The following is a 17,815-nucleotide window of genomic DNA, read 5'->3' as shown; positions in this document are numbered from 1 at the left end:
GGGCGGTCCTTGGGGGCCGCGGCCTAGTGTTCCGGTTTGTCCGACGCCGGCGGATCGCGGAAGTGTTCCCATTTTTCCATGCCGCCCCGGTTTTCCAGGAAATTCATCAGGGCGCTGACCGGGCGGTGATCGAACTTGCTGCCGGTTTCCTGCATCAGGATGTCGATGACCTTGCGAAACTCCATGGCGGGCCGCCAGGCGCGGGCACTCGCCATGCCGACGAAGGCGTTGGCGACGGCCAGAACCTGCGCCGTCGGGATGATGCGGTCGCCGGAGATGTGGAAGCGGCCGGTGCCGTCCCAATGCTCGCCCATGTGCAGGACTGTCTTGACCACCGGGCCTTCGAAGGTCACGTCCTTCAGCAGGTCGGCGGTCACAAGATAGGTCGAGGCCAGAAGCTCCCGTTCCTCGTCCGTCAGGTTGCCGGTCTTGGTCAGAACCTCGGGCGGCACGAAGATCTTGCCCAGATTCATCAGGCTGCCGGCGATGTCGACGGTGTGGATTTCCACATCCGTGAGCCCCATTTCCTCGGCGATTTCGCGGGCGACCTCGGCCGTGCGGGTCGAATGGTTGGCGGAATAGGGGTCGCGGCGATCGACCACGCTGACCAGGGTGTCGATCAGCTGCCGCATCATGCGTTCCGACCGACGCCGTTCGCGGGACAGTTCGGAAATGTCCTCCAGCACCATCAACACGCCCGGCGGATAGTCGCGGTCGCCGCGCAGCGGAATATGGTCCGATTTGATGACGTGAATGGCGTCCAGGTCGTTCGGGTCCGCGTCCGGGTCCGTGAAGGTCGAGATATGTTGTTCGCGTTCGAAGGTGCGCAGGACGCCATTGTTGATCTCGGCCAGGCGCTGCGCCTTCACCGGGCCCATGACGCTGGCCATGGACTTGCCCATCATGTCCTCGGCGCTGATCCCGGCCGCGCGGGCCGCCGGGGCGTTGGCGAAGGTATAGGTGGTGTTGCCGTCGACGGCGACGATCTCCGTCGGCTGGCTGTCGGTTACCACCTTCATGAACTTGGACATGTTGGAGAAACGCTCGAGCGCCACCTTCATGTCGGCCATGGCCTGTTTGGCGCGCACCGACGCCCCATGGGCCCAGACGGCGAAGAACGACACGGAGACGCCGCCGATGATCAGCAGCAGTACGATCAAGGTCGTGCGCAGGCGGGTTTCGGTGGACGCCAGGGCCTCCTCGGTCGTGACTTTACGGACCAGAACCCAACTCGGCACATTGGCGATGGACCGCGACGTGACGAGAACCTCGGTACCCGCGTAATCGCGTTTCTGGGCGAATCCGCCCGTTTTCTCCAGTGCGTAGGCGGCGGCCAGATCGGGCGTGTCCATGGCCATCTGGCGTTCGAAGGCCTTGGTTCCGTCGGCCAGCGGGGTCAGGTATTCGACCGTGTTGCCGACCTTGCGGGCGATGAAGCTTTCCGAAGTCTTGGATAGTTCGCCTGGCTGTTTCAGGCGCTTGAACAGATCCTCGTCGACGATCTTGATGCCGATGACGGCGCCGATGGCCTTGGCGCCGGTGCCTTCCTGCAATTTGAAGACCGGCAGCACGAAACCCATGGTCGGCTCGTTGGTTGGCCCCTTGAAGATGTCGATGACCGCCGGATCGCCTTGCAGGGCCTGGCGCGCGGCATCGCGGATGCGCTTGTTCAGGGGCGGCATGTCGGGGGTCGAGACGATGGCGTTCAGGTTGGTGTCGATCAGGCCGATCCCGGCGACGCCCGGCCGTTCGATGTTGGCGGCGATCTCGCCCACGGGCGGCGGCGCCTTGAATCCCGACCGTTCGGCGGTGGCGATCAGCAGGTTGCGCAGGAACCCGACGGAAGCCGAACTGCTGGCAGTCGAATCGAGGGCATCCAGGGGGTCGGCGAGGGCGGGCGAGGGCGCTTCGGCCGGGGCCTTGTCCTTGCCGTCCGTCAGTTCCGACGACAAGGCGGTGCCCAGGTCGCTGCTCAGGGAATCAAGGGACGGGATGGCGGTCACGCCGCCGCCTTGTCCAGCGGGGGCCGCGGCATCCTTCTTGGCACCGGCGGAGGCTTCGGACAAGTAAAGCTGTAGCGAGGCGTTCTGCGTCAGTTCGCGCATATGGCCGAACTGTTCCTCGACCCACTGGTTGACTGCGGCGGCCCGGAAATCGGCGACGATGCCCAGGCGGACTTGCCAGTTCAGGCGGTCGCGGTCGCGTTCCTTGTCGATGAACTGCAGAGTGAAATAGATGGATACGGCGATCGCCAGGGCGGCGACGGCCAGGATGGCCAGCGCGACCTTGTTGAATTCGCGCTTCGCCTTCTTTGGCTTTGGCTCGCCCGCGGGCGTTTCGGTATCGGTCGATTTGGTTTCGGCTGCTTCCGCCATGGTGCTCCCCAACGGGCGGTTTCCCTCGCGCGTTCGAGGCATATTAGAGACTTAACCCCTTGCAGCAAAGCCGTTTTCCGCCCATGTGAGCGGGATCACGGTGGCGCGGCTCCGTAAAGGGCTAGGCTGTGCGCCGTCCAAGTTGGCCGGTTGCGCGTGACACGATATAATCGGGGCTGGCTCAGCGACGGATGCCGGGTGAAAGAAAGACAGTGAAAATCCTGCGTTGCATTGGTGTTCTGCTTGTCGCGACGGCCGCCGTCGCGGCGCTGCCCGTGGGTGCGCTCAGCGCTTCGCCGCAACCCAGTTTCTTCAACACCAGCGAGGTTCAGTCCGACGACCTCAAGGCCTTCACCAAGTGGCTGGGGGCGCTTGAGCGCTTCACCCAGGCCCGCAAAAGCAACGCGCCGGTGAAGTGCTATCCCGGCCCCGGGCAGATGCAGATCTGCGGCAACGCGGAATGGATCGAGTTCCTGAAGAGCGTCAAGGACCTGAACAAGCTGGACCAGTTGCGCCAGGTCAACGAACGCATGAACAAGGCGACCTACGTTCAGGACAAGAGCAACTGGGGCCAGAACGATTACTGGGCCACGCCGCAGGAATTCATGGCCCGCTTCGGCGATTGCGAGGACTACGCGATCATGAAGTATCTGTCGCTCCGCATGCTGGGTTGGGACGATAACGACCTGCGGGTGGTTGCGGTGAAGGACCTGAATCTCAAGGTCGGGCACGCGATCCTAGTCGTCTACATGACGGCCAAGTCGGGAGAACGCATACCGCTCGTGCTCGACAACCAGATCGGCACGGTGGTCAAGGCGTCATCGATCCGCCATTACCAGCCGGTATTTTCCATCAATCAGAAATCCTGGTGGCGCCACCTGGGTTAAAGCCGGGGGGCTGACCGGGTCAATCGCGCCGAGGGCCCGTGCGCCGGGGCGCGCTGCGCCGTGCTGCTGCCCGGCGCTCTTCCTTGCGGCGGTCATCCTGGCCCGGGGGCGGGCCGTCCTCGGCCTGACGGCGGTCGCTGTCGCGCCGTTCCTGCGCGCGGCGGTCGTCGCCGCGCCGGTCCGATTCCTTGCGGCGGTCGTCTTCTGCCGTCATCTTGTTTGTTCCCTTTGTCTTGCCGCCCGGTGCCGGGCGGATTTCCTAATGTTCAGCTTAGAAAAATCAACCCGCGAGGCCAAGGATTTCTAGTGGAATTCGGCGACTTGGGATAAAACACGGCCCATGACGACTGAACCCAAACTGCCCCCATCGGTGGCCCGCCGCCGGACCTTCGCCATCATCTCGCACCCCGATGCCGGTAAGACCACGCTGACGGAAAAGCTTTTGCTGTTCGGTGGCGCGATCCAGGAAGCCGGCGCCGTCAAGGCGCGGGGCGAACGCCGCCGCGCGCGCTCCGACTGGATGAAGGTGGAGCGGGAGCGCGGCATCTCGGTCGCGTCGTCGGTCATGACCTTCGACTACCAGGAAAAGACCTTCAACCTGCTGGACACGCCGGGCCATGAGGACTTTTCCGAGGATACCTACCGCACGCTGACCGCCGTCGATTCCGCCGTCATGGTGATCGACGCGGCTAAGGGGATCGAAACCCAGACGCGCAAGCTGTTCGAGGTCTGCCGCCTGCGCAACGTGCCGATCATCACCTTCATCAACAAGATGGACCGCGAGGCCCGCGACCCCTTCGACCTGATGGACGAGGTCGAACAGGCCCTGGCGCTGGACGTCACGCCGGCCAGCTGGCCCATCGGCATGGGGCGTAACTTCCTGGGCTGCTACGACCTGTTCAAGGACCGCCTGGTCCTGCTGGAGCGCTCCAAGGGCGAGCTGCCGGACGAGGGCGAGGCCTGCGAGGGATTGGACGACCCGCGTCTTGACGCCCTGCTGCCGGAACACGCGGTCAAGCAGCTGCGCGATGAGGTCGACATGGCGCGCGGTCTGCTGCCGGAATTCAATCTCGACGCCTACCGCGAGGGACATATGACGCCGGTTTATTTCGGCAGCGCCTTGAATAACTTCGGGGTGCGCGAGGTGTTGCAGGGCCTGGGCGAACTGGCCCCGCCGCCGCGCCGGCAGCATACCCGCGACCGCGACGTCGATCCGGCGGAAACCAAGGTGTCCGGCTTCGTGTTCAAGATCCAGGCGAACATGGACCCCAAGCACCGCGACCGCATCGCCTTCATGCGCATCTGTTCGGGCAAGTTCACGCGCGGCATGAAGATGAAGCATGTGCGCACGCAAAAGACCCTGACCATCCACAATCCCGTGTTGTTCCTGGCCCAGGACCGGGAACTGGCCGAGGAAGCCTGGGCCGGCGACATCATCGGCATCCCCAACCACGGCAACCTGCGCATCGGCGACGCCCTGACCGAGGGCGAGGACCTGGTGTTCACCGGCATCCCCAACTTCGCACCTGAATTGCTGCAAAAGGTCCGCCCGGCGGACCCCATGCGCGCCAAGCACCTGGGGAAGGCCCTGCAACAATTGGCGGAAGAGGGCGTCGGCCGGGTGTTCAAGCCGACCATGGGGGCGGACTGGATCGTCGGCGTGGTCGGCGGGTTGCAGTTCGACGTGCTGGCCGACCGCATCCGCACGGAATACGACGTGCCCGTGCATTTCGAGCCGACGGAGCTGTATACCGCGCGCTGGGTCGATGCCGACACGCCGCAGGCCATGAAGGCCTTCATGGACGCCAACCGTACCAGCATGGCCGAGGACCACGAGGGCACGCCCGTGTTCATGGCGCGCAACGCCTGGCACCTCAACCATACCCAGGAAAACGCCCCCGGCATCCATTTCCACCGGACCAAGGAAAACGCGGGCGAGTTATGACCGGCGGCAGCGATCCCTGGGCCAACCGTGGCCCCAAAATCAAGATGACCCCGGAACAGAAGGCGGCGGGGATCGAACGCATCCTGGCCGAACGGCCCAAGGGCGAACCATTCCGGGTGTTCGCCTTCGGCTCGCTCATGTGGAATCCGGAATGCTGCGTCGCCTCGACCTTCGCGGCGACGGTCCACGACCACCAGCGCCGCTTTCAGATTTGGTCGACCCGCGCGCGCGGCACTGACGACCAACCGGGCCTGGGCCTCTGTCTGGTGCCGGAACCGGGCCAGGCCTGCAAGGGTCTGGTTCTGGAACTGGATGAAGACGTGCTGGCGGAAGATTTGAAGCGCCTGTGGGACCGGGAACAGAATTCCGGCGTCTACCGGCCGACCTGGATCACGGCGGAAAGCCTCGACGGCCCGGTTCAGGTGATGACCTTCGTCGTGATCCCCGACCATCCCCATTTCGTGCCGCCCCTGCCCAGGGAAACCATGGCCGAGATCATGTGCAAGGCCGTGGGCCGCTACGGCACCAATCATGATTATCTGGTGCGGCTGCTGGAAACCCTGGAGGCGCTGGGGGCAGAGGACTCGGATCTTCTGGAACTAGACGCCCAAATTCGTCGTTTACTGTGAGGTTCACAGGGAAGAAATATTATTTGTTTGGCATCCATTCGGCCCAAAATTCTCCTGCCTGTTTTAGGCAGACATCATTCACAGTTGTTAGCGGCACAGAGATTCCCCCAAACAGCTCTGACAGCGGTTCTATTATTTGAAGTGTATGGCTAAGTAGGCTGCGCACATCTGCCAAAGAAGGTTCTGGGGATCGCCTCCCAAGATTATGTGCTAGAACTTCGTTCCGAGGGCCTTTAAGTACCCGCTTTATGTTTAATAATTTTTTGTAATTGTGGAACTCTTCGCTCGATATTTTTTTAAAGTGATGGTCAAGCGCCTTAAATATCATTTGTGTTGAAAAATGTTTTTCAAGTGAATCCCATTTTTTTGTCGCAAGTCTAAAAAGGTCATGCTCTTTTTCGTCGCGGATGAGTTCGTCGAAAACAGCTTTGTCATTTTCCAAAATGCTGAATACAGCTTGGAGACACTTTCTGTCCTGAGTAGATTTCTTGCCGTCCCAGTGATCATAAGCTCTGCACAAAAATAATACGATCGTTGAGAGTAGGGATTTTTGGATTGTGAGTATTGATCGCCTCACTCCGAGTGGTTGGTGCTCGAATCCAATATCATCTATTTTTCTATCCATCGACAGGAGCAATCCCTGCACCAAACAAGCTTCCTCGCAGTCTTTACGTAAGTGTTTAACTGTTTCGACAACGTGTACTGCTCTTGGTGATTTAGGTTGCGGCTCTTTCATAGCGCTATCCAACAAGATTATGTGGCAATAGAACTTTAGATTAGGCGCAGGGTCAGGCAAACAAGGCGAGGCTAGATACAATTTTCTTCGCTAATGCTGAATTTTTCACGGCTCTTACGGCGGTAGGTCAAGAAGTCTCAGCGGGCTCGGATCGCCGGTTGCCCCCTTCGCCGGGCGACCTAATCGACGATGAACAGCTTGGCGCCGGTCGTGGTCGATGACCGGTGGGGCTCCGCGTTGTCGGCGACCTGATAGCTCATGCCCGGTGTCAGGACGAAGGTCCGGCCGTCTTCCAGTTCGGTGTGCAACTCACCTTCGAGACAGAACAGGATGTGGCCTTTGACGCACCAGTGATCGGCCAGGTATCCCGGGGTGTAGTCGACCATGCGCACACGGATGCCGCCGAAGGTTTGCGTCCGCCAGTAGGCGGTGCCGGTTTCCCCCTTGTGTTCCGTGCGTTCGACCGCCGACCAGTCGGTGGTGCCGAAGGGAATTTCATTCATCTGCATGGTTATGACCCCTGGTGTTTCACCACCTTCTCGCGGTGGTAGATGTAGATGCCCGATCCGGCGATGACGGCCGCGCCGACGAACGTCCAGGCGTCCGGCCATTCACCGAAGAACAGGAATCCGGATGCCGCCGCCCAGATCAGGTTGGTGTAGGTGAAGGGAGCGACGGTGGCGGCCGGGGCCAGGGTGAAGGCCTTGATCAGCGCGAAGTGGCCGAGTGTGCCGAACATCCCGGCGCACAGCAGCATTCCCCAACCCAGTGCAGGCAGGGGCGTCCAATGGAACGGCACGGCGGTGCTCATGATCATGGCCCCCAGCAGCGCCGAATAGCACAGCGTGGTCAGCACGCTTTCGCTATGGCTGAGGAAGCGGGTCGAGACCTGATAAACGCCGTGGGTCACCGCGGCGACGAGCGGCAGCAGGGCGGCCAGTTGCATGGCGTCGCCGCCCGGGCGGATGATGATCATGGCGCCGGCGAAACCGATCACCACGCCGGCCCAACGGCGCGGGCCGACCCGTTCCTTCAGCAACGGTACGCTGAGCGCCGTCACCACCAGGGGGGCCAGCATCATGATGGCGCTGGCCTCGGCGATCGGCACGTATTTGAGGCCGGTGAAGTAGAGGCCCGTGGTCACCAGCAGCAGCAGCGAGCGGACCAATTGCAGCCCCAAATTCGGGGTCACCATCAGCCTCCGCAGGCGGGGAAACAGAATCACGGCCAGCACGGCGACCTGAAAGAAATAACGGCCCCACACGACCTGAACCACGGAATGGGTCTTCACCAGTTCCTTGGCGATGCTGTCCATGCTGACGAAACAGGCCATGGCGACGACCATCCACAGCACGCCCTGGCCCACATGGCCGTCGGCGGTTTGGTCGGCGGGCGGCGGGCTGGATTGCTGGTCCATGGGGTCTCGGGGCCTGGAGGGCGGAAGCGCCATCCTGTCATGGCGGTGCGCGGGCCCGGCGTCAATACGCCTTTGGCGCAGAACGGGCTTGCAGCGGTTAGGTCCCTTGGCCGGCGGCCCGTTCCCGCCGCCACACGTAGATGCCAGACGTGACGATGACAACCGCCCCCAAGGCGGCCCAAGCGTCCGGCTGTTCGCCGAACACGATGAGCCCGACCAGGGCCGCCCACAGCAGGTAGGAATAGGTATAGGGGGCCACCACCGCGGCAGATGCCCGGGCGAGGGATTGGATCAAGGCATATTCGGCAATGAGCCCTAAAACTCCCGCCGCCGCCAGAAGCCCCCATTGCGCCGCGTCCATGGGCGTCCAGTGAAAGGGCACGACGGGGGTCATGATCAGCGCGCAGAACAGGACGCTGTAGGTCAGGGTGGTGAGCACGCTGTCCTCGCGGGCGACGAAGCGGGTCACGACCTGATACAGCGCATGCAGCAGGGCCGCCGCCAGCGGCAACAGGGCGGCGACCTGCATGGCCTCCGTCCCCGGGCGAATGATGATCATGGCGCCGAGAAAGCCCGCGGCCACCCCGGCCCAGCGCCGCAGACCGACCCTTTCTCTCAGGAACGGCACGGCCAGGGCGGTGAAGGCGAGGGGGGCCAGCATGACGATGGCCCCGGACTCGGCCAACGGCACGTAGCGCAGCCCGGTGACGTAGCAGATGGATGTCGCGACCAGGAACGCCGCGCGCAGCGCCTGCAACCCGACCTGCCGGGAGGGCAGCAGGCGCGGCAGGCGCCGGGCCATGACGGCGCACAAGACCACGGCCTGCACCACATAAATGCCCCAGACGATTTGCAGAGGGGCTTGCGTGCGGACGAGGTGCTTGGATAGGGAATCCATCACCGTGAACGCGAACATCGCCGCCAGCATGCACAGGATGCCGATGCGGGCGTCCGTGGCGGCGCCGGATCGGTTGGGGGCGGTCGCGGGCTCTGCGGTCATCGGGAGGTGTCCCAGGGATGGTGGATCGGCGTGGCCGCGCAGTTTCGATGCCGGTGGCGGTGCCGTCAACGCTTGGGCTCGGCAAGGTGTGATGCCTGACGATCCACAGTCCCGAATTAACACTGTTCTGTGCCGTCACGCGGGGTAAAAGGGGCGGCCATGTACGAAGCCCCGATCCGCCCCGGCGAAACCTGGTTCGTCGCCCGCCTGCGCCGCCATCTGGGGGAATTGATCCGCCTGGCGGTGCCGACGGTCATTTCGCGTTTCGGCGTGCTGATGATCGCCCAGGTCGACGCCGTCATGGTCGGTCACGCGGCGACGGCCGAACTGGCCTATCTGAACATCGGCAACGCCGTGGTCATCAACATCATCGTTGCCTGCATGGGGTTGCTGATGGGCACCCTGGTGATGACCTCCAACGCCTTCGGGGCGGAAAACTACCGCGCCTGCGGGGCGGCCTGGCGGCGCTCCCTGCCCATGGCCTTCGGCTTGGGGCTGATCGGCCTGACCATCGCCTGGCAGGGCCGGGACCTGATGGAAATCCTTGGCCAGACCGGCGACCTTGCCGCCGGCAGTGGTGCGGTCGCCCATATCATGGGGCTTGGTGTTCTGCCGGTGCTGATCTTCCTGACCACGAATTTCTTCCTCGAAGGTCTCCGCCGTCCTTTGCCGGGCATGGTGTTGATGCTGTTGGCGAACGTTTTGAACGTGGGGCTGAACTGGCTGTTGATCTATGGCATCGGGCCCGTTCCGGCCATGGGGGCGGAGGGGGCGGCCTGGGCGACGACCATCGTGCGCTGGGCCCTGGCGATCTCGATCGTCGCCTATGTGTGGTGGCTGCCGGACCGCGACCGCTTCGCCCTGCGGGCACCCGACCCCGACCCTGCCGCGGGCCGCACGCAGCGGCGCATCGGCTATGCCACGGGCCTGGGCATGGCGGCGGAATCGGCGGCCTTCACGGCGATGATCCTGTTCGCCGGATGGCTGGGTGAACTGTCGGCGGCGGCCTACGGGATCGCCTTCAACCTGCTGGCCCTGTTCTTCATGGTCGCCATCGGCATCGGCGGCGCGACCAGCGTGCGTGTCGGCATCGCCTTTGGGCGGCGCGACCGGGCGGATATGGAACTGGCGGGCTGGACCGGCCTGGGCGCCAACACGGTGCTGGCGGGGTGCATCGGCCTGTTGATCTTTTTTCAAGCCGACCTGCTGGTCGGTTTCTACACGGCCGACCCGGCCTTGATCCCGATCGCGCGCTCCCTGGTCGTGGTCGTGGCGGGGGTTCTGGTGCTCGACGGCGGTCAGGCGGTGATGGCGCAGGCCCTGCGGGGGCGGCGCGACGTCTGGGCGCCCATGATCTGCCAGATCGGGTGCTACGGCGGCGTCATGGTGCCGGTGGCCTATTGGGTGGCTATCCCGCTGGGTTATGGGGTTCAGGGGTTGATCTGGACGGTGATGGGGGCCAGCGCGATTTCGATCCTGCTGCTGGCCGGGCGGTTCCGCCTGTTGGCCCGCCGGCCCCTCGGTTAACGCGTCAGGCGCAGTCGACACAAGTCGGCGTCGACGGATCGTGGTCCAGGCGCTTGGCGGGGATGTCCTCGCCGCAGGACACGCAATATCCGTAATCGCCCGCGTCCATGCGCTCCAGCGCCGCGCGGGCGCGTGCCTTTTCCGAGCGGCGGCGGTCGGCGGTGGCTTCCTGCATGGCCTGGACCTGCAAGGCGTCCATGCGCGACAGGCGGCCCTGGGTGGTCTGGTCCAGTTCCACCGGCCGGCGCGATTCCTTGGTCATGGAATCGAGGGCGTCCAACTCGTCGATCAACGCCTCCAGGCGCTCGCGGTATTGGACAAGCTGTTTCTTGGTAAACGGGCTTTTCATGCCCGAATGTTAGCCCAGATTCGGGCTGGGCGTCAGCGCAGTTCTTCGACCGGCGTCACGCCCAGCACGTCCAGGCCCGAGGCGATAACCGTCGCCGTCGCCTGCACCAGGGCCATGCGGGCGCGCGAGACCTCGGGGGCATCGGCCTGGATGAAGCGCAGGCTGGTGTCGTCCTTGCCCATGTTCCACAGGCCGTGGAAGGCCGAGGCCACGTCGTTCAGGTAGAAGGCGACGCGGTGCGGCTCGTGGGCTTCCGCCGCCTGTTCGACAATGCGCGGCCAGGCCGCCATGATCTTGACCAGGTCCAGTTCCGCCGGATCGGAGAGCAGGGACAGGTCGGCCTGGGCCAGGGCCTCGGCCGAGGTGTCCAGGCCCGCCAGTTCGTCGGGCGCGGAGCGCAGCACCGAGCGGCAGCGCGCATGGGCGTACTGGACATAGAACACCGGGTTGTCGCGTGATTGCTCGACCGCCTTGGCCAGATCGAATTCCATCTGGGTGTCGCTCTTGCGGGTCAGCATCAGGAACCGCACGACGTCGCGGCCAACTTCGTCGATCAGGTCGCGCAGGGTCACGAAGTTGCCGGCGCGCTTGGACATGCGCATGGGTTCGCCGTTCTTCATCAGGTGGACCATCTGGCACAGCTTGATGTCGAGCTCGGCCTTGCCCTCGGACACGGCGGTGACGGCCGCCTTCATGCGCTTCACATAGCCGCCGTGGTCGGCGCCGAAGATGTCGATCATCTGCGTGAAGCCGCGCTTGAACTTGTCCAGGTGGTTGGCGATGTCGTTGGAGAAATAGGTCCAGGACCCGTCCGACTTCTTCAGCGGGCGATCGATGTCGTCGCCGAACTGGGTGGCGCGGAACAGGGACTGGGGCCGGGGCTCCCAATCGTCGGGGGCGGGCTTGCCCTTGGGCGGCTCCAGCACGCCCGTATAGATCAGGCCGCGGTCGGCGAGCGTCTTGTAGACGGCGTCGACGGCACCGGCGGCGACCAGTTCCTTTTCCGAGGTATAGACGTCCTGCTGGATGCCCAGCGCCGCAAGGTCTTCCTTCACCTGGGCCATCATGCGCGCCACGGTGAATTCGCGGATATGGGGCAGCCAGGTGTCCTCGTCGGCGCTCAGCCACTTGTCGCCGTCGGCCTCGGCCAGGGCCTGGCCCACGGGGATCAGGTATTCGCCCGGATACATGCCTTCGGGAATGTCGCCGATGTCCTGGCCCAGGGCCTCGCAGTAGCGCAGGTAGGTCGAGGTCGCCAGGATCTCGACCTGGGCCCCGGCGTCGTTGATGTAATATTCCGTGGTCACGTCGTAGCCGGCTTTTTTCAACAGCCGCGCCAGCACGTCGCCGACCACGGCGCCTCGCGCATGGGCGACATGCAGCGGCCCAGTCGGATTGGCGGACACGTATTCCACGTTGACCTTGCCGGCGGCCTTGCCGAAATCGGAATCGCCGTAGGCGGTGCCCGTTTCCAGGATTTCCCGCAGCCGCGCCTGCCAGAACGTATCGGCCAGGCGCATGTTGATGAACCCCGGGCCGGCGACCGCCGTTTCCGTGACCTCGGGCAGACTGTTCAGCCGGGCCGCCAGCAGGTCGGCGATGTCGCGGGGCTTTATGCCCGCGGGCTTGGCCAGGACCATGGCGGCGTTGGTGGTGATGTCGCCGTGGCTGGTGTCGCGCGGCGGCTCGACCGTAAGGCGCGCGGTGTCCAACCCGGCGGGCAGGGCGCCTTCGGCGGCCAGGGCGTCGATCTGGCGCGTCACTTCGGCCTGGAAATGCTGAAACAGGTTCATGGGTTGTCCGGTCTGGAGAAGGCTTATGGGAATGCATGGGCGCCCCTAGGCGCGCCGGGTTTGTCCCAGAATTGCCGGATCAGGTCAATAGAAGCGGCGGGACCGCGCTGGTGCCGGCTGCAGGATTCGAACCCGCGACCCCCTGATTACAAATCAGGTGCTCTACCAACTGAGCTAAGCCGGCTTAAGGCGGCGGTACCTGGTTCCGGGCGTGTTCTTGGAGAAAGCGGCCCCAAGGACCCGGCCCGACGGGGCCCGGGCACCCATCTTGCGCGCAACGTATACTCTCAAGCCCCCTTGTGGCACAAGCGCGGAGCGCCCCTGCGGCTCGGCGGAGAGCGAGTCAGAAAACCGTAACAAAATTGTCGTAAAAGCGTTGTTAACCCGCAATTCTGCGGCACAGGGGGAAGGCCGGCATGTCCGAACGATTTGATTTCACCAAGATGTTTCGCGGTGACGAAGAGGTAAAGGCCCTTAAGGCCGGGGACGTTCTGTTCCGCGAGGGTGAACCGGGGGATCTGATGTATGTCGTGAAGTCGGGTGACATGGAGATCATGGTCCGCAATCACGTGCTGGAGCAGGCCGGGCCGGGCTGCATCGTCGGTGAACTGGCCCTGGTCGACAACAGTCCGCGCAGCGCCACCGTGACCGCGGCCTCCGATTGCGAGGTCATTCCCGTCGATCGCCGAGGCTTCGCCTTCATGGTCCAGAACACGCCGTTCTTCGCGCTCCATGTCATGGGCGTGCTCGCAGACCGCCTGCGGGGTATGAACGCGCGCCCCCTGGCGGATTAGCGGACCGGGACCAAGGTTCCTTAACTCAGGGGCCGAACAGGCTGCCTTGGCCTTTCTGCTCAAGCCACTTCAGGGCCTCCGGGGAATACCAGACCACGCCTACGATATGGCTGACCGTGCGCCCGTCGTCCGACAGCGGCAGGCGCAGGATGGTGTGTGTCTGGGTGAGGCCGCTTTCGAGCGCGAAGCCGAGAACATGGGCGCAGGCGACACGATTTTCGCGGATTTCCAGGTGCTGCTTGCGCAGATCCTCGGCGAGTTCCGGGGGGGACAGTCCGTAAGGGCTCCTGCCGGTCATGTCCTTGCCGTGGATCAACGTCATCTTGCTGCCCCAAAAGCGATATTTGTTCGCGTTCATGTCGTCGAACACATCGATCACCAGGGTCGTCGGCAAGACCCGTGGCGGCAGGAAGTGCATTTCGAATTTGGGCCAGGGACAAGCCAAATCTTCACCGCCCCGCGCGCGCCAGTGGTCCAGCACGTCGGTTAGCGGCGCCGTCAAATCGGACAACGGCAGCCTGTTGCGAAACACCGCTTCGTTCTTCCCCCAAAGAAGGCGGGGGTTCCCCCCTTATTAGAACTTCGCGATATGTACGCCTATTGACTATCGGGAGGCAAGACCGGACGTCGCCGGGCCGCTTCATACAGGGCGACGGCCGCCGCATTCGACAGATTCAGGCTTTCCATGGCCGATTGGATGGGAATCCGGACCAAAAGGTCGCAGTGTTCCTTGACCAGACGGCGCAGGCCGGCCCCCTCGGCGCCCAGGACCAGGGCGATACGCCCGGACAGGTCGGCATCGCCGATCAGCGTCTGGGCCTCGCCATCCAGGCCGAGACACCAAAACCCGCCCGCCTGCAACTGCTCCAGGGCGCGGCTCAGGTTGGTGGCGACGACCAGGGGCACGGTTTCGAGCGCGCCTGAGGCGGCCTTGGCCAGGGCGCCCGTGGCCTCCGGCGCGTTGCGGTCCTGAACGATCACGGCCAGGGCGCCGAACGCCGCCGCCGAACGCAGAATGGCGCCCACGTTGTGCGGATCGGTCGCCTGATCGAGCACCAGGACCAGGGCATTGGTCGCTGATCCCGCCCGGGCGCAGATGTCTTCGACCGCCGGCGTGTCCAGGGGCGGCGACAGGACGGCCAGGCCCTGATGCACGGCGCCCTGGGGCAACAGGGCGTCGATATCCCGCCGGTCCAGGGTTTCCGGGGGCGGGCGGTCCGGAGGGGCGCCCTTGGTCCGCAGGGCGGCGGTGACCTCCTCGGCCTGGCCGGGGGCCGCGACGATGCGGGAAATGACGCGGTGAGGGTTGAGGAGGGCCGCAAGGGCGGCGTGGCGGCCGTAAATCCAGGCCGCGCGGCCGGCGCCGCGGGGGGCGTGGCTGTCCTCGGGTTTCGCCCGGAAACGGGCCTTGGGGTGGGGCTTGCGCTTGCTCATGGGGGGATTTAACATGAAACCACAATTGAAGTCTGCTGGAAGCCTCTCTTGATTAAGAGAAGGGGAGGGGCCTGCGGGCTATTTTACTATGTTTTGGCGTTGACAACCGGTTGCTATTCCTCGTATTCCCACGGTCCGTCCGGCGTGCCGGCCGGGCAGATTTCACCGTGGTGCTGCGAAATTCCGGAGAACGGGTCCCAGGAGGGGTGCCCGAGTGGCTAAAGGGGACGGGCTGTAAACCCGTTGGCGTACGCCTACGTTGGTTCGAATCCAACCCCCTCCACCATCTCGTTGCCGGGGGTTGGCGCATTGAATCGGGGCCTGGGTGCCGATTGGTGAACTGCCAGGGTGATCAGGCGCGGTGAGCGGATAAAGACGACGTTAAAAAAAGAGTGCGGTGCGGCGAATAGGAATAGTTGAACTCAAGTCCCATGTTAGGGCGGACGGGCTTGCAAGGCGGCGCGACGCCAAGCGGGTGTAGCTCAATGGTAGAGCAGAAGCCTTCCAAGCTTACGACGGGGGTTCGATTCCCCTCACCCGCTCCAACCTTTTTGGCGGCGTGACCCGGCAAGGGGACAGCAGGAGCATTTTCAAGACGCTTTCGGGCGTCGAGCGACACCAAACAGTTCTCACGTAACACCAGACAGACAGACGAGACCGAACAATGGCGAAAGAGAAGTTTGAACGTAATAAGCCGCATTGCAACATCGGCACGATCGGCCACGTTGACCACGGCAAGACGTCGTTGACGGCGGCGATCACGAAGGTTCTGGCGGAGACGGGCGGCGCGACGTATTCGGCGTACGACCAGATCGACAAGGCGCCGGAAGAGAAGGCGCGTGGGATCACGATCTCGACGGCGCACGTTGAATACGAGACGGAGAACCGCCACTACGCGCACGTCGACTGCCCCGGTCACGCGGATTATGTGAAGAACATGATCACGGGTGCGGCGCAGATGGACGGTGCCATTCTGGTTGTGTCGGCGGCTGACGGCCCGATGCCGCAGACGCGGGAGCACATCCTGCTGGCGCGTCAGGTCGGTGTTCCGGCGCTGGTGGTGTTCATGAACAAGGTCGACCAGGTTGACGACGAAGAGCTTCTTGAGCTTGTCGAGATGGAAATCCGGGAGCTTCTGTCGTCTTACGATTTCCCGGGCGACGACATTCCGATCGTCAAGGGTTCGGCTCTGGCGGCGCTGGAAGACAGCGACGTGAAGACCGGCCATGACGCGATCCTGGAGCTGATGCGTGCGGTTGACGAGTACATTCCGCAGCCGGATCGTCCGAAGGATCAGCCGTTCCTGATGCCGATCGAAGACGTGTTCTCGATCTCGGGCCGCGGCACGGTTGTGACGGGCCGCATTGAGCGCGGCGTTGTGAAGGTCGGCGAGGAAATCGAGATCGTCGGCATCAAGGACACGACGAAGACGACCTGCACGGGCGTTGAAATGTTCCGCAAGCTTCTGGATCAGGGCGAAGCGGGCGACAACGTTGGCGTGCTGCTGCGCGGCACGAAGCGTGAGGAAGTCGAGCGCGGCCAGGTTCTGGCCAAGCCGGGTTCGATCACGCCGCACACGAAGTTCGACTGCGAAGCCTACATCCTGACGAAGGACGAAGGCGGGCGTCACACGCCGTTCTTCTCGAACTATCGTCCGCAGTTCTACTTCCGCACGACGGACGTGACGGGCACGGTCGAGCTGCCGTCCGGCACGGAAATGGTCATGCCGGGTGACAACATCTCGATGGTCGTCAATCTGATCGCGCCGATCGCCATGGACGAAGGCCTGCGCTTCGCCATCCGCGAAGGCGGCCGCACCGTCGGTGCCGGCGTCGTTTCCAAGATCATCGAATAAAGGAACGAGGCCGACTATATAGAGCAAGGTCACCTGGCCGGCGCCCGGACCCGTGGTCCGGGCCGCCGGATGACCGAAGCGGCTTTAGGGGTATAGCTCAGTTGGTAGAGCGGCGGTCTCCAAAACCGCAGGTCCCGGGTTCGAGCCCTGGTGCCCCTGCCACTTTCGAGGGGGCTGTTTCGGCGGATCTTGCAGACAGCCCCGTCGGCGTACGAACAAGGCGAAGAAGCCTTACTTAAAAGAAGTCGGATAAACATTTATGGCAAAAACCAACCCGGCCCAGTTCATCCAGGAAGTCCGCCAAGAGGCGGCCAAGGTGACCTGGCCGTCGCGCAAGGAGACAGGCGTTTCCACCGCCATGGTCTTCGTCATGGTGATCATCGCCGCGCTGTTTTTCCTGGTCGTTGACCAGATCTTGCAGTTCGGCATTCGCCTTGTCTTCGGACTGGGGGGCTGATCCATGGCGCTGCGCTGGTACGTCGTTCACGTTTATTCGGGCTTCGAAAAGAAGGTCGCCCAGTCGATCGAGGAGCAGGCCCGTCAGGCCGGGATGGAGGAGCTTATCCCCCAGGTCCTGGTGCCGACGGAAGCCGTCGTCGAAATGCGCCGGGGGGCGAAGATCAACGCCGAACGCAAGTTCTTCCCGGGCTATATCCTGGTCGAAATGGACCTGACGGACGAAACTTGGCACCTGGTCAAGAACACGCCCAAGGTCACCGATTTCCTGGGCGGCAAGGGCCGGCCCGTGCCGATCTCCGAGGCCGAGGCGCAGCGCATCCTGTACCAGGTCAAGGAAGGCGTCGACCGGCCGAAGCCGAGTGTCACCTTCGAGGTGGGCGAGCAGGTCCGTGTGTGCGACGGGCCGTTCAACTCGTTCAACGGCATGGTCGAGGAAGTCGACGAGGAACGCTCGCGGGTCAAGGTCGCGGTCAGCATCTTCGGACGCGCGACGCCCGTCGAATTGGAATACAGCCAGGTCGAAAAAGTATAGACCCGGCAACGAGTTAACCGCGTGGGAGGCCCGCCATTGGCCGCACCACGCTCTTCAGGTCCCCAACGGCATCGACTGTCGGT

Annotated in this window: 18 protein-coding genes and 4 tRNA genes; 11 read left to right on the top strand and 11 right to left on the bottom strand. The window is 63.6% G+C overall.

Annotated elements, in window-relative coordinates:
• Window positions 1-23: 23 nt before the first annotated feature.
• Window positions 24-2,375 carry a PAS domain-containing protein gene (locus RJ527_18425; GenBank protein WND75983.1) on the bottom strand — a complete coding sequence of 784 codons (2,352 nt, stop codon included), beginning with the start codon at window positions 2,373-2,375 and terminating at the stop codon, window positions 24-26.
• A 212-nt stretch (window positions 2,376-2,587) separates the two neighbouring features.
• Here RJ527_18425 and RJ527_18420 point away from each other — a divergent pair, with 212 nt between their 5' ends.
• Window positions 2,588-3,262 carry a transglutaminase-like cysteine peptidase gene (locus tag RJ527_18420; GenBank protein WND75982.1) on the top strand — a complete coding sequence of 225 codons (675 nt, stop codon included), beginning with the start codon at window positions 2,588-2,590 and terminating at the stop codon, window positions 3,260-3,262.
• Window positions 3,263-3,281: 19 nt separating this feature from the next.
• Here RJ527_18420 and RJ527_18415 read toward each other — a convergent pair whose 3' ends face one another.
• A complete protein-coding gene (locus tag RJ527_18415) occupies window positions 3,282-3,476 on the bottom strand; it encodes a hypothetical protein (GenBank protein WND75981.1) in 195 nt (64 codons plus the stop codon).
• A 126-nt stretch (window positions 3,477-3,602) separates the two neighbouring features.
• On the opposite strand from RJ527_18415, the gene RJ527_18410 reads away from it, so the two are divergent.
• Both RJ527_18410 and RJ527_18405 read left to right on the top strand, forming a co-directional pair.
• Window positions 3,603-5,207, top strand: coding sequence for a peptide chain release factor 3 (locus tag RJ527_18410; GenBank protein ID WND75980.1), 1,605 nt, complete (start codon window positions 3,603-3,605; stop codon window positions 5,205-5,207).
• The gene (locus RJ527_18405) at window positions 5,204-5,836 is read left to right on the top strand and encodes a gamma-glutamylcyclotransferase (GenBank protein ID WND75979.1); all 633 of its coding nucleotides are present in this window, start codon (window positions 5,204-5,206) and stop codon (window positions 5,834-5,836) included. The genes RJ527_18410 and RJ527_18405 overlap by 4 nt, the downstream gene beginning before the upstream one ends.
• Before the next feature lie 19 nt (window positions 5,837-5,855).
• On the opposite strand, the gene RJ527_18400 is transcribed toward RJ527_18405, so the two are convergent.
• The 4 genes from RJ527_18400 to RJ527_18385 all read right to left on the bottom strand — a co-directional run bounded on the left by RJ527_18400 (window position 5,856) and on the right by RJ527_18385 (window position 8,989).
• Window positions 5,856-6,572, bottom strand: coding sequence for a hypothetical protein (locus RJ527_18400; protein ID WND75978.1), 717 nt, complete (start codon window positions 6,570-6,572; stop codon window positions 5,856-5,858).
• A gap of 179 nt (window positions 6,573-6,751) precedes the next feature.
• Window positions 6,752-7,081, bottom strand: coding sequence for a DHCW motif cupin fold protein (locus tag RJ527_18395; GenBank protein WND75977.1), 330 nt, complete (start codon window positions 7,079-7,081; stop codon window positions 6,752-6,754).
• 2 nt (window positions 7,082-7,083) lie between these two features.
• Window positions 7,084-7,989, bottom strand: coding sequence for a DMT family transporter (locus RJ527_18390; protein ID WND75976.1), 906 nt, complete (start codon window positions 7,987-7,989; stop codon window positions 7,084-7,086).
• 97 nt (window positions 7,990-8,086) lie between these two features.
• Window positions 8,087-8,989 (bottom strand): DMT family transporter, encoded by a 903-nt coding sequence (locus RJ527_18385; protein ID WND75975.1) that lies wholly within the window; start codon window positions 8,987-8,989, stop codon window positions 8,087-8,089.
• A gap of 159 nt (window positions 8,990-9,148) precedes the next feature.
• Here RJ527_18385 and RJ527_18380 point away from each other — a divergent pair, with 159 nt between their 5' ends.
• Window positions 9,149-10,516, top strand: coding sequence for an MATE family efflux transporter (locus tag RJ527_18380; protein ID WND75974.1), 1,368 nt, complete (start codon window positions 9,149-9,151; stop codon window positions 10,514-10,516).
• Window positions 10,517-10,520: 4 nt separating this feature from the next.
• Here RJ527_18380 and RJ527_18375 read toward each other — a convergent pair whose 3' ends face one another.
• The 3 genes from RJ527_18375 to RJ527_18365 all read right to left on the bottom strand — a co-directional run bounded on the left by RJ527_18375 (window position 10,521) and on the right by RJ527_18365 (window position 12,842).
• Window positions 10,521-10,865 carry a TraR/DksA family transcriptional regulator gene (locus tag RJ527_18375; GenBank protein ID WND75973.1) on the bottom strand — a complete coding sequence of 115 codons (345 nt, stop codon included), beginning with the start codon at window positions 10,863-10,865 and terminating at the stop codon, window positions 10,521-10,523.
• A 32-nt stretch (window positions 10,866-10,897) separates the two neighbouring features.
• Complete coding sequence (gene argS, locus RJ527_18370) at window positions 10,898-12,658, bottom strand: arginine--tRNA ligase (GenBank protein ID WND75972.1); 1,761 nt, start codon at window positions 12,656-12,658, stop codon at window positions 10,898-10,900.
• Window positions 12,659-12,766: 108 nt separating this feature from the next.
• Window positions 12,767-12,842 (bottom strand) — tRNA-Thr (locus tag RJ527_18365).
• A gap of 232 nt (window positions 12,843-13,074) precedes the next feature.
• On the opposite strand from RJ527_18365, the gene RJ527_18360 reads away from it, so the two are divergent.
• Window positions 13,075-13,452: a cyclic nucleotide-binding domain-containing protein gene (locus RJ527_18360; protein WND75971.1), complete on the top strand. Its 378-nt coding sequence runs from the start codon at window positions 13,075-13,077 to the stop codon at window positions 13,450-13,452.
• Window positions 13,453-13,477: 25 nt separating this feature from the next.
• Here the strand turns inward: RJ527_18360 and RJ527_18355 are convergent, their stop codons facing one another.
• The gene (locus RJ527_18355) at window positions 13,478-13,984 is read right to left on the bottom strand and encodes a hypothetical protein (protein ID WND75970.1); all 507 of its coding nucleotides are present in this window, start codon (window positions 13,982-13,984) and stop codon (window positions 13,478-13,480) included.
• Window positions 13,985-14,049: 65 nt separating this feature from the next.
• On the bottom strand, window positions 14,050-14,886 hold the full coding sequence (rlmB, locus tag RJ527_18350; GenBank protein ID WND75969.1) for a 23S rRNA (guanosine(2251)-2'-O)-methyltransferase RlmB: 837 nt from the start codon (window positions 14,884-14,886) through the stop codon (window positions 14,050-14,052).
• Between the two features lie 200 nt (window positions 14,887-15,086).
• Between rlmB and RJ527_18345 the strand changes: the two genes are divergently transcribed.
• The 6 genes from RJ527_18345 (at window position 15,087) to nusG (ending at window position 17,732) form a co-directional block, all read left to right on the top strand.
• A tRNA-Tyr gene (locus tag RJ527_18345) sits at window positions 15,087-15,172 on the top strand.
• A 185-nt stretch (window positions 15,173-15,357) separates the two neighbouring features.
• A tRNA-Gly gene (locus tag RJ527_18340) sits at window positions 15,358-15,431 on the top strand.
• Window positions 15,432-15,550: 119 nt separating this feature from the next.
• Window positions 15,551-16,741, top strand: coding sequence for an elongation factor Tu (gene tuf, locus RJ527_18335; GenBank protein ID WND75968.1), 1,191 nt, complete (start codon window positions 15,551-15,553; stop codon window positions 16,739-16,741).
• 86 nt (window positions 16,742-16,827) lie between these two features.
• A tRNA-Trp gene (locus RJ527_18330) sits at window positions 16,828-16,903 on the top strand.
• 97 nt (window positions 16,904-17,000) lie between these two features.
• On the top strand, window positions 17,001-17,198 hold the full coding sequence (gene secE, locus RJ527_18325) for a preprotein translocase subunit SecE (protein ID WND75967.1): 198 nt from the start codon (window positions 17,001-17,003) through the stop codon (window positions 17,196-17,198).
• A 3-nt stretch (window positions 17,199-17,201) separates the two neighbouring features.
• Window positions 17,202-17,732, top strand: a complete 531-nt coding sequence (nusG, locus tag RJ527_18320; protein WND75966.1) for a transcription termination/antitermination protein NusG — start codon at window positions 17,202-17,204, stop codon at window positions 17,730-17,732.
• Window positions 17,733-17,815 lie beyond the last annotated feature (83 nt).

The organism is Thalassospiraceae bacterium LMO-SO8 (assembly GCA_031655335.1).
Classification (GTDB): domain Bacteria; phylum Pseudomonadota; class Alphaproteobacteria; order Rhodospirillales; family Casp-alpha2; genus UBA1479.
This window is presented reverse-complemented; position numbering and strand designations above follow the sequence as displayed.

Coding starts and splice junctions, on each gene's coding strand:
- RJ527_18410 (WND75980.1), top strand. CDS start 3,603: ATGACGACTGAACCCAAACTGCCCCCATCGGTGGCCCGCCGCCGGACC.
- RJ527_18405 (WND75979.1), top strand. CDS start 5,204: ATGACCGGCGGCAGCGATCCCTGGGCCAACCGTGGCCCCAAAATCAAG.
- RJ527_18380 (WND75974.1), top strand. CDS start 9,149: ATGTACGAAGCCCCGATCCGCCCCGGCGAAACCTGGTTCGTCGCCCGC.
- RJ527_18385 (WND75975.1), bottom strand. CDS start 8,989: ATGACCGCAGAGCCCGCGACCGCCCCCAACCGATCCGGCGCCGCCACG.
- RJ527_18415 (WND75981.1), bottom strand. CDS start 3,476: ATGACGGCAGAAGACGACCGCCGCAAGGAATCGGACCGGCGCGGCGAC.
- RJ527_18360 (WND75971.1), top strand. CDS start 13,075: ATGTCCGAACGATTTGATTTCACCAAGATGTTTCGCGGTGACGAAGAG.
- RJ527_18375 (WND75973.1), bottom strand. CDS start 10,865: ATGAAAAGCCCGTTTACCAAGAAACAGCTTGTCCAATACCGCGAGCGC.
- argS (WND75972.1), bottom strand. CDS start 12,658: ATGAACCTGTTTCAGCATTTCCAGGCCGAAGTGACGCGCCAGATCGAC.
- RJ527_18400 (WND75978.1), bottom strand. CDS start 6,572: ATGAAAGAGCCGCAACCTAAATCACCAAGAGCAGTACACGTTGTCGAA.
- secE (WND75967.1), top strand. CDS start 17,001: ATGGCAAAAACCAACCCGGCCCAGTTCATCCAGGAAGTCCGCCAAGAG.
- RJ527_18425 (WND75983.1), bottom strand. CDS start 2,375: ATGGCGGAAGCAGCCGAAACCAAATCGACCGATACCGAAACGCCCGCG.
- nusG (WND75966.1), top strand. CDS start 17,202: ATGGCGCTGCGCTGGTACGTCGTTCACGTTTATTCGGGCTTCGAAAAG.
- tuf (WND75968.1), top strand. CDS start 15,551: ATGGCGAAAGAGAAGTTTGAACGTAATAAGCCGCATTGCAACATCGGC.
- RJ527_18390 (WND75976.1), bottom strand. CDS start 7,989: ATGGACCAGCAATCCAGCCCGCCGCCCGCCGACCAAACCGCCGACGGC.
- rlmB (WND75969.1), bottom strand. CDS start 14,886: ATGAGCAAGCGCAAGCCCCACCCCAAGGCCCGTTTCCGGGCGAAACCC.
- RJ527_18395 (WND75977.1), bottom strand. CDS start 7,081: ATGCAGATGAATGAAATTCCCTTCGGCACCACCGACTGGTCGGCGGTC.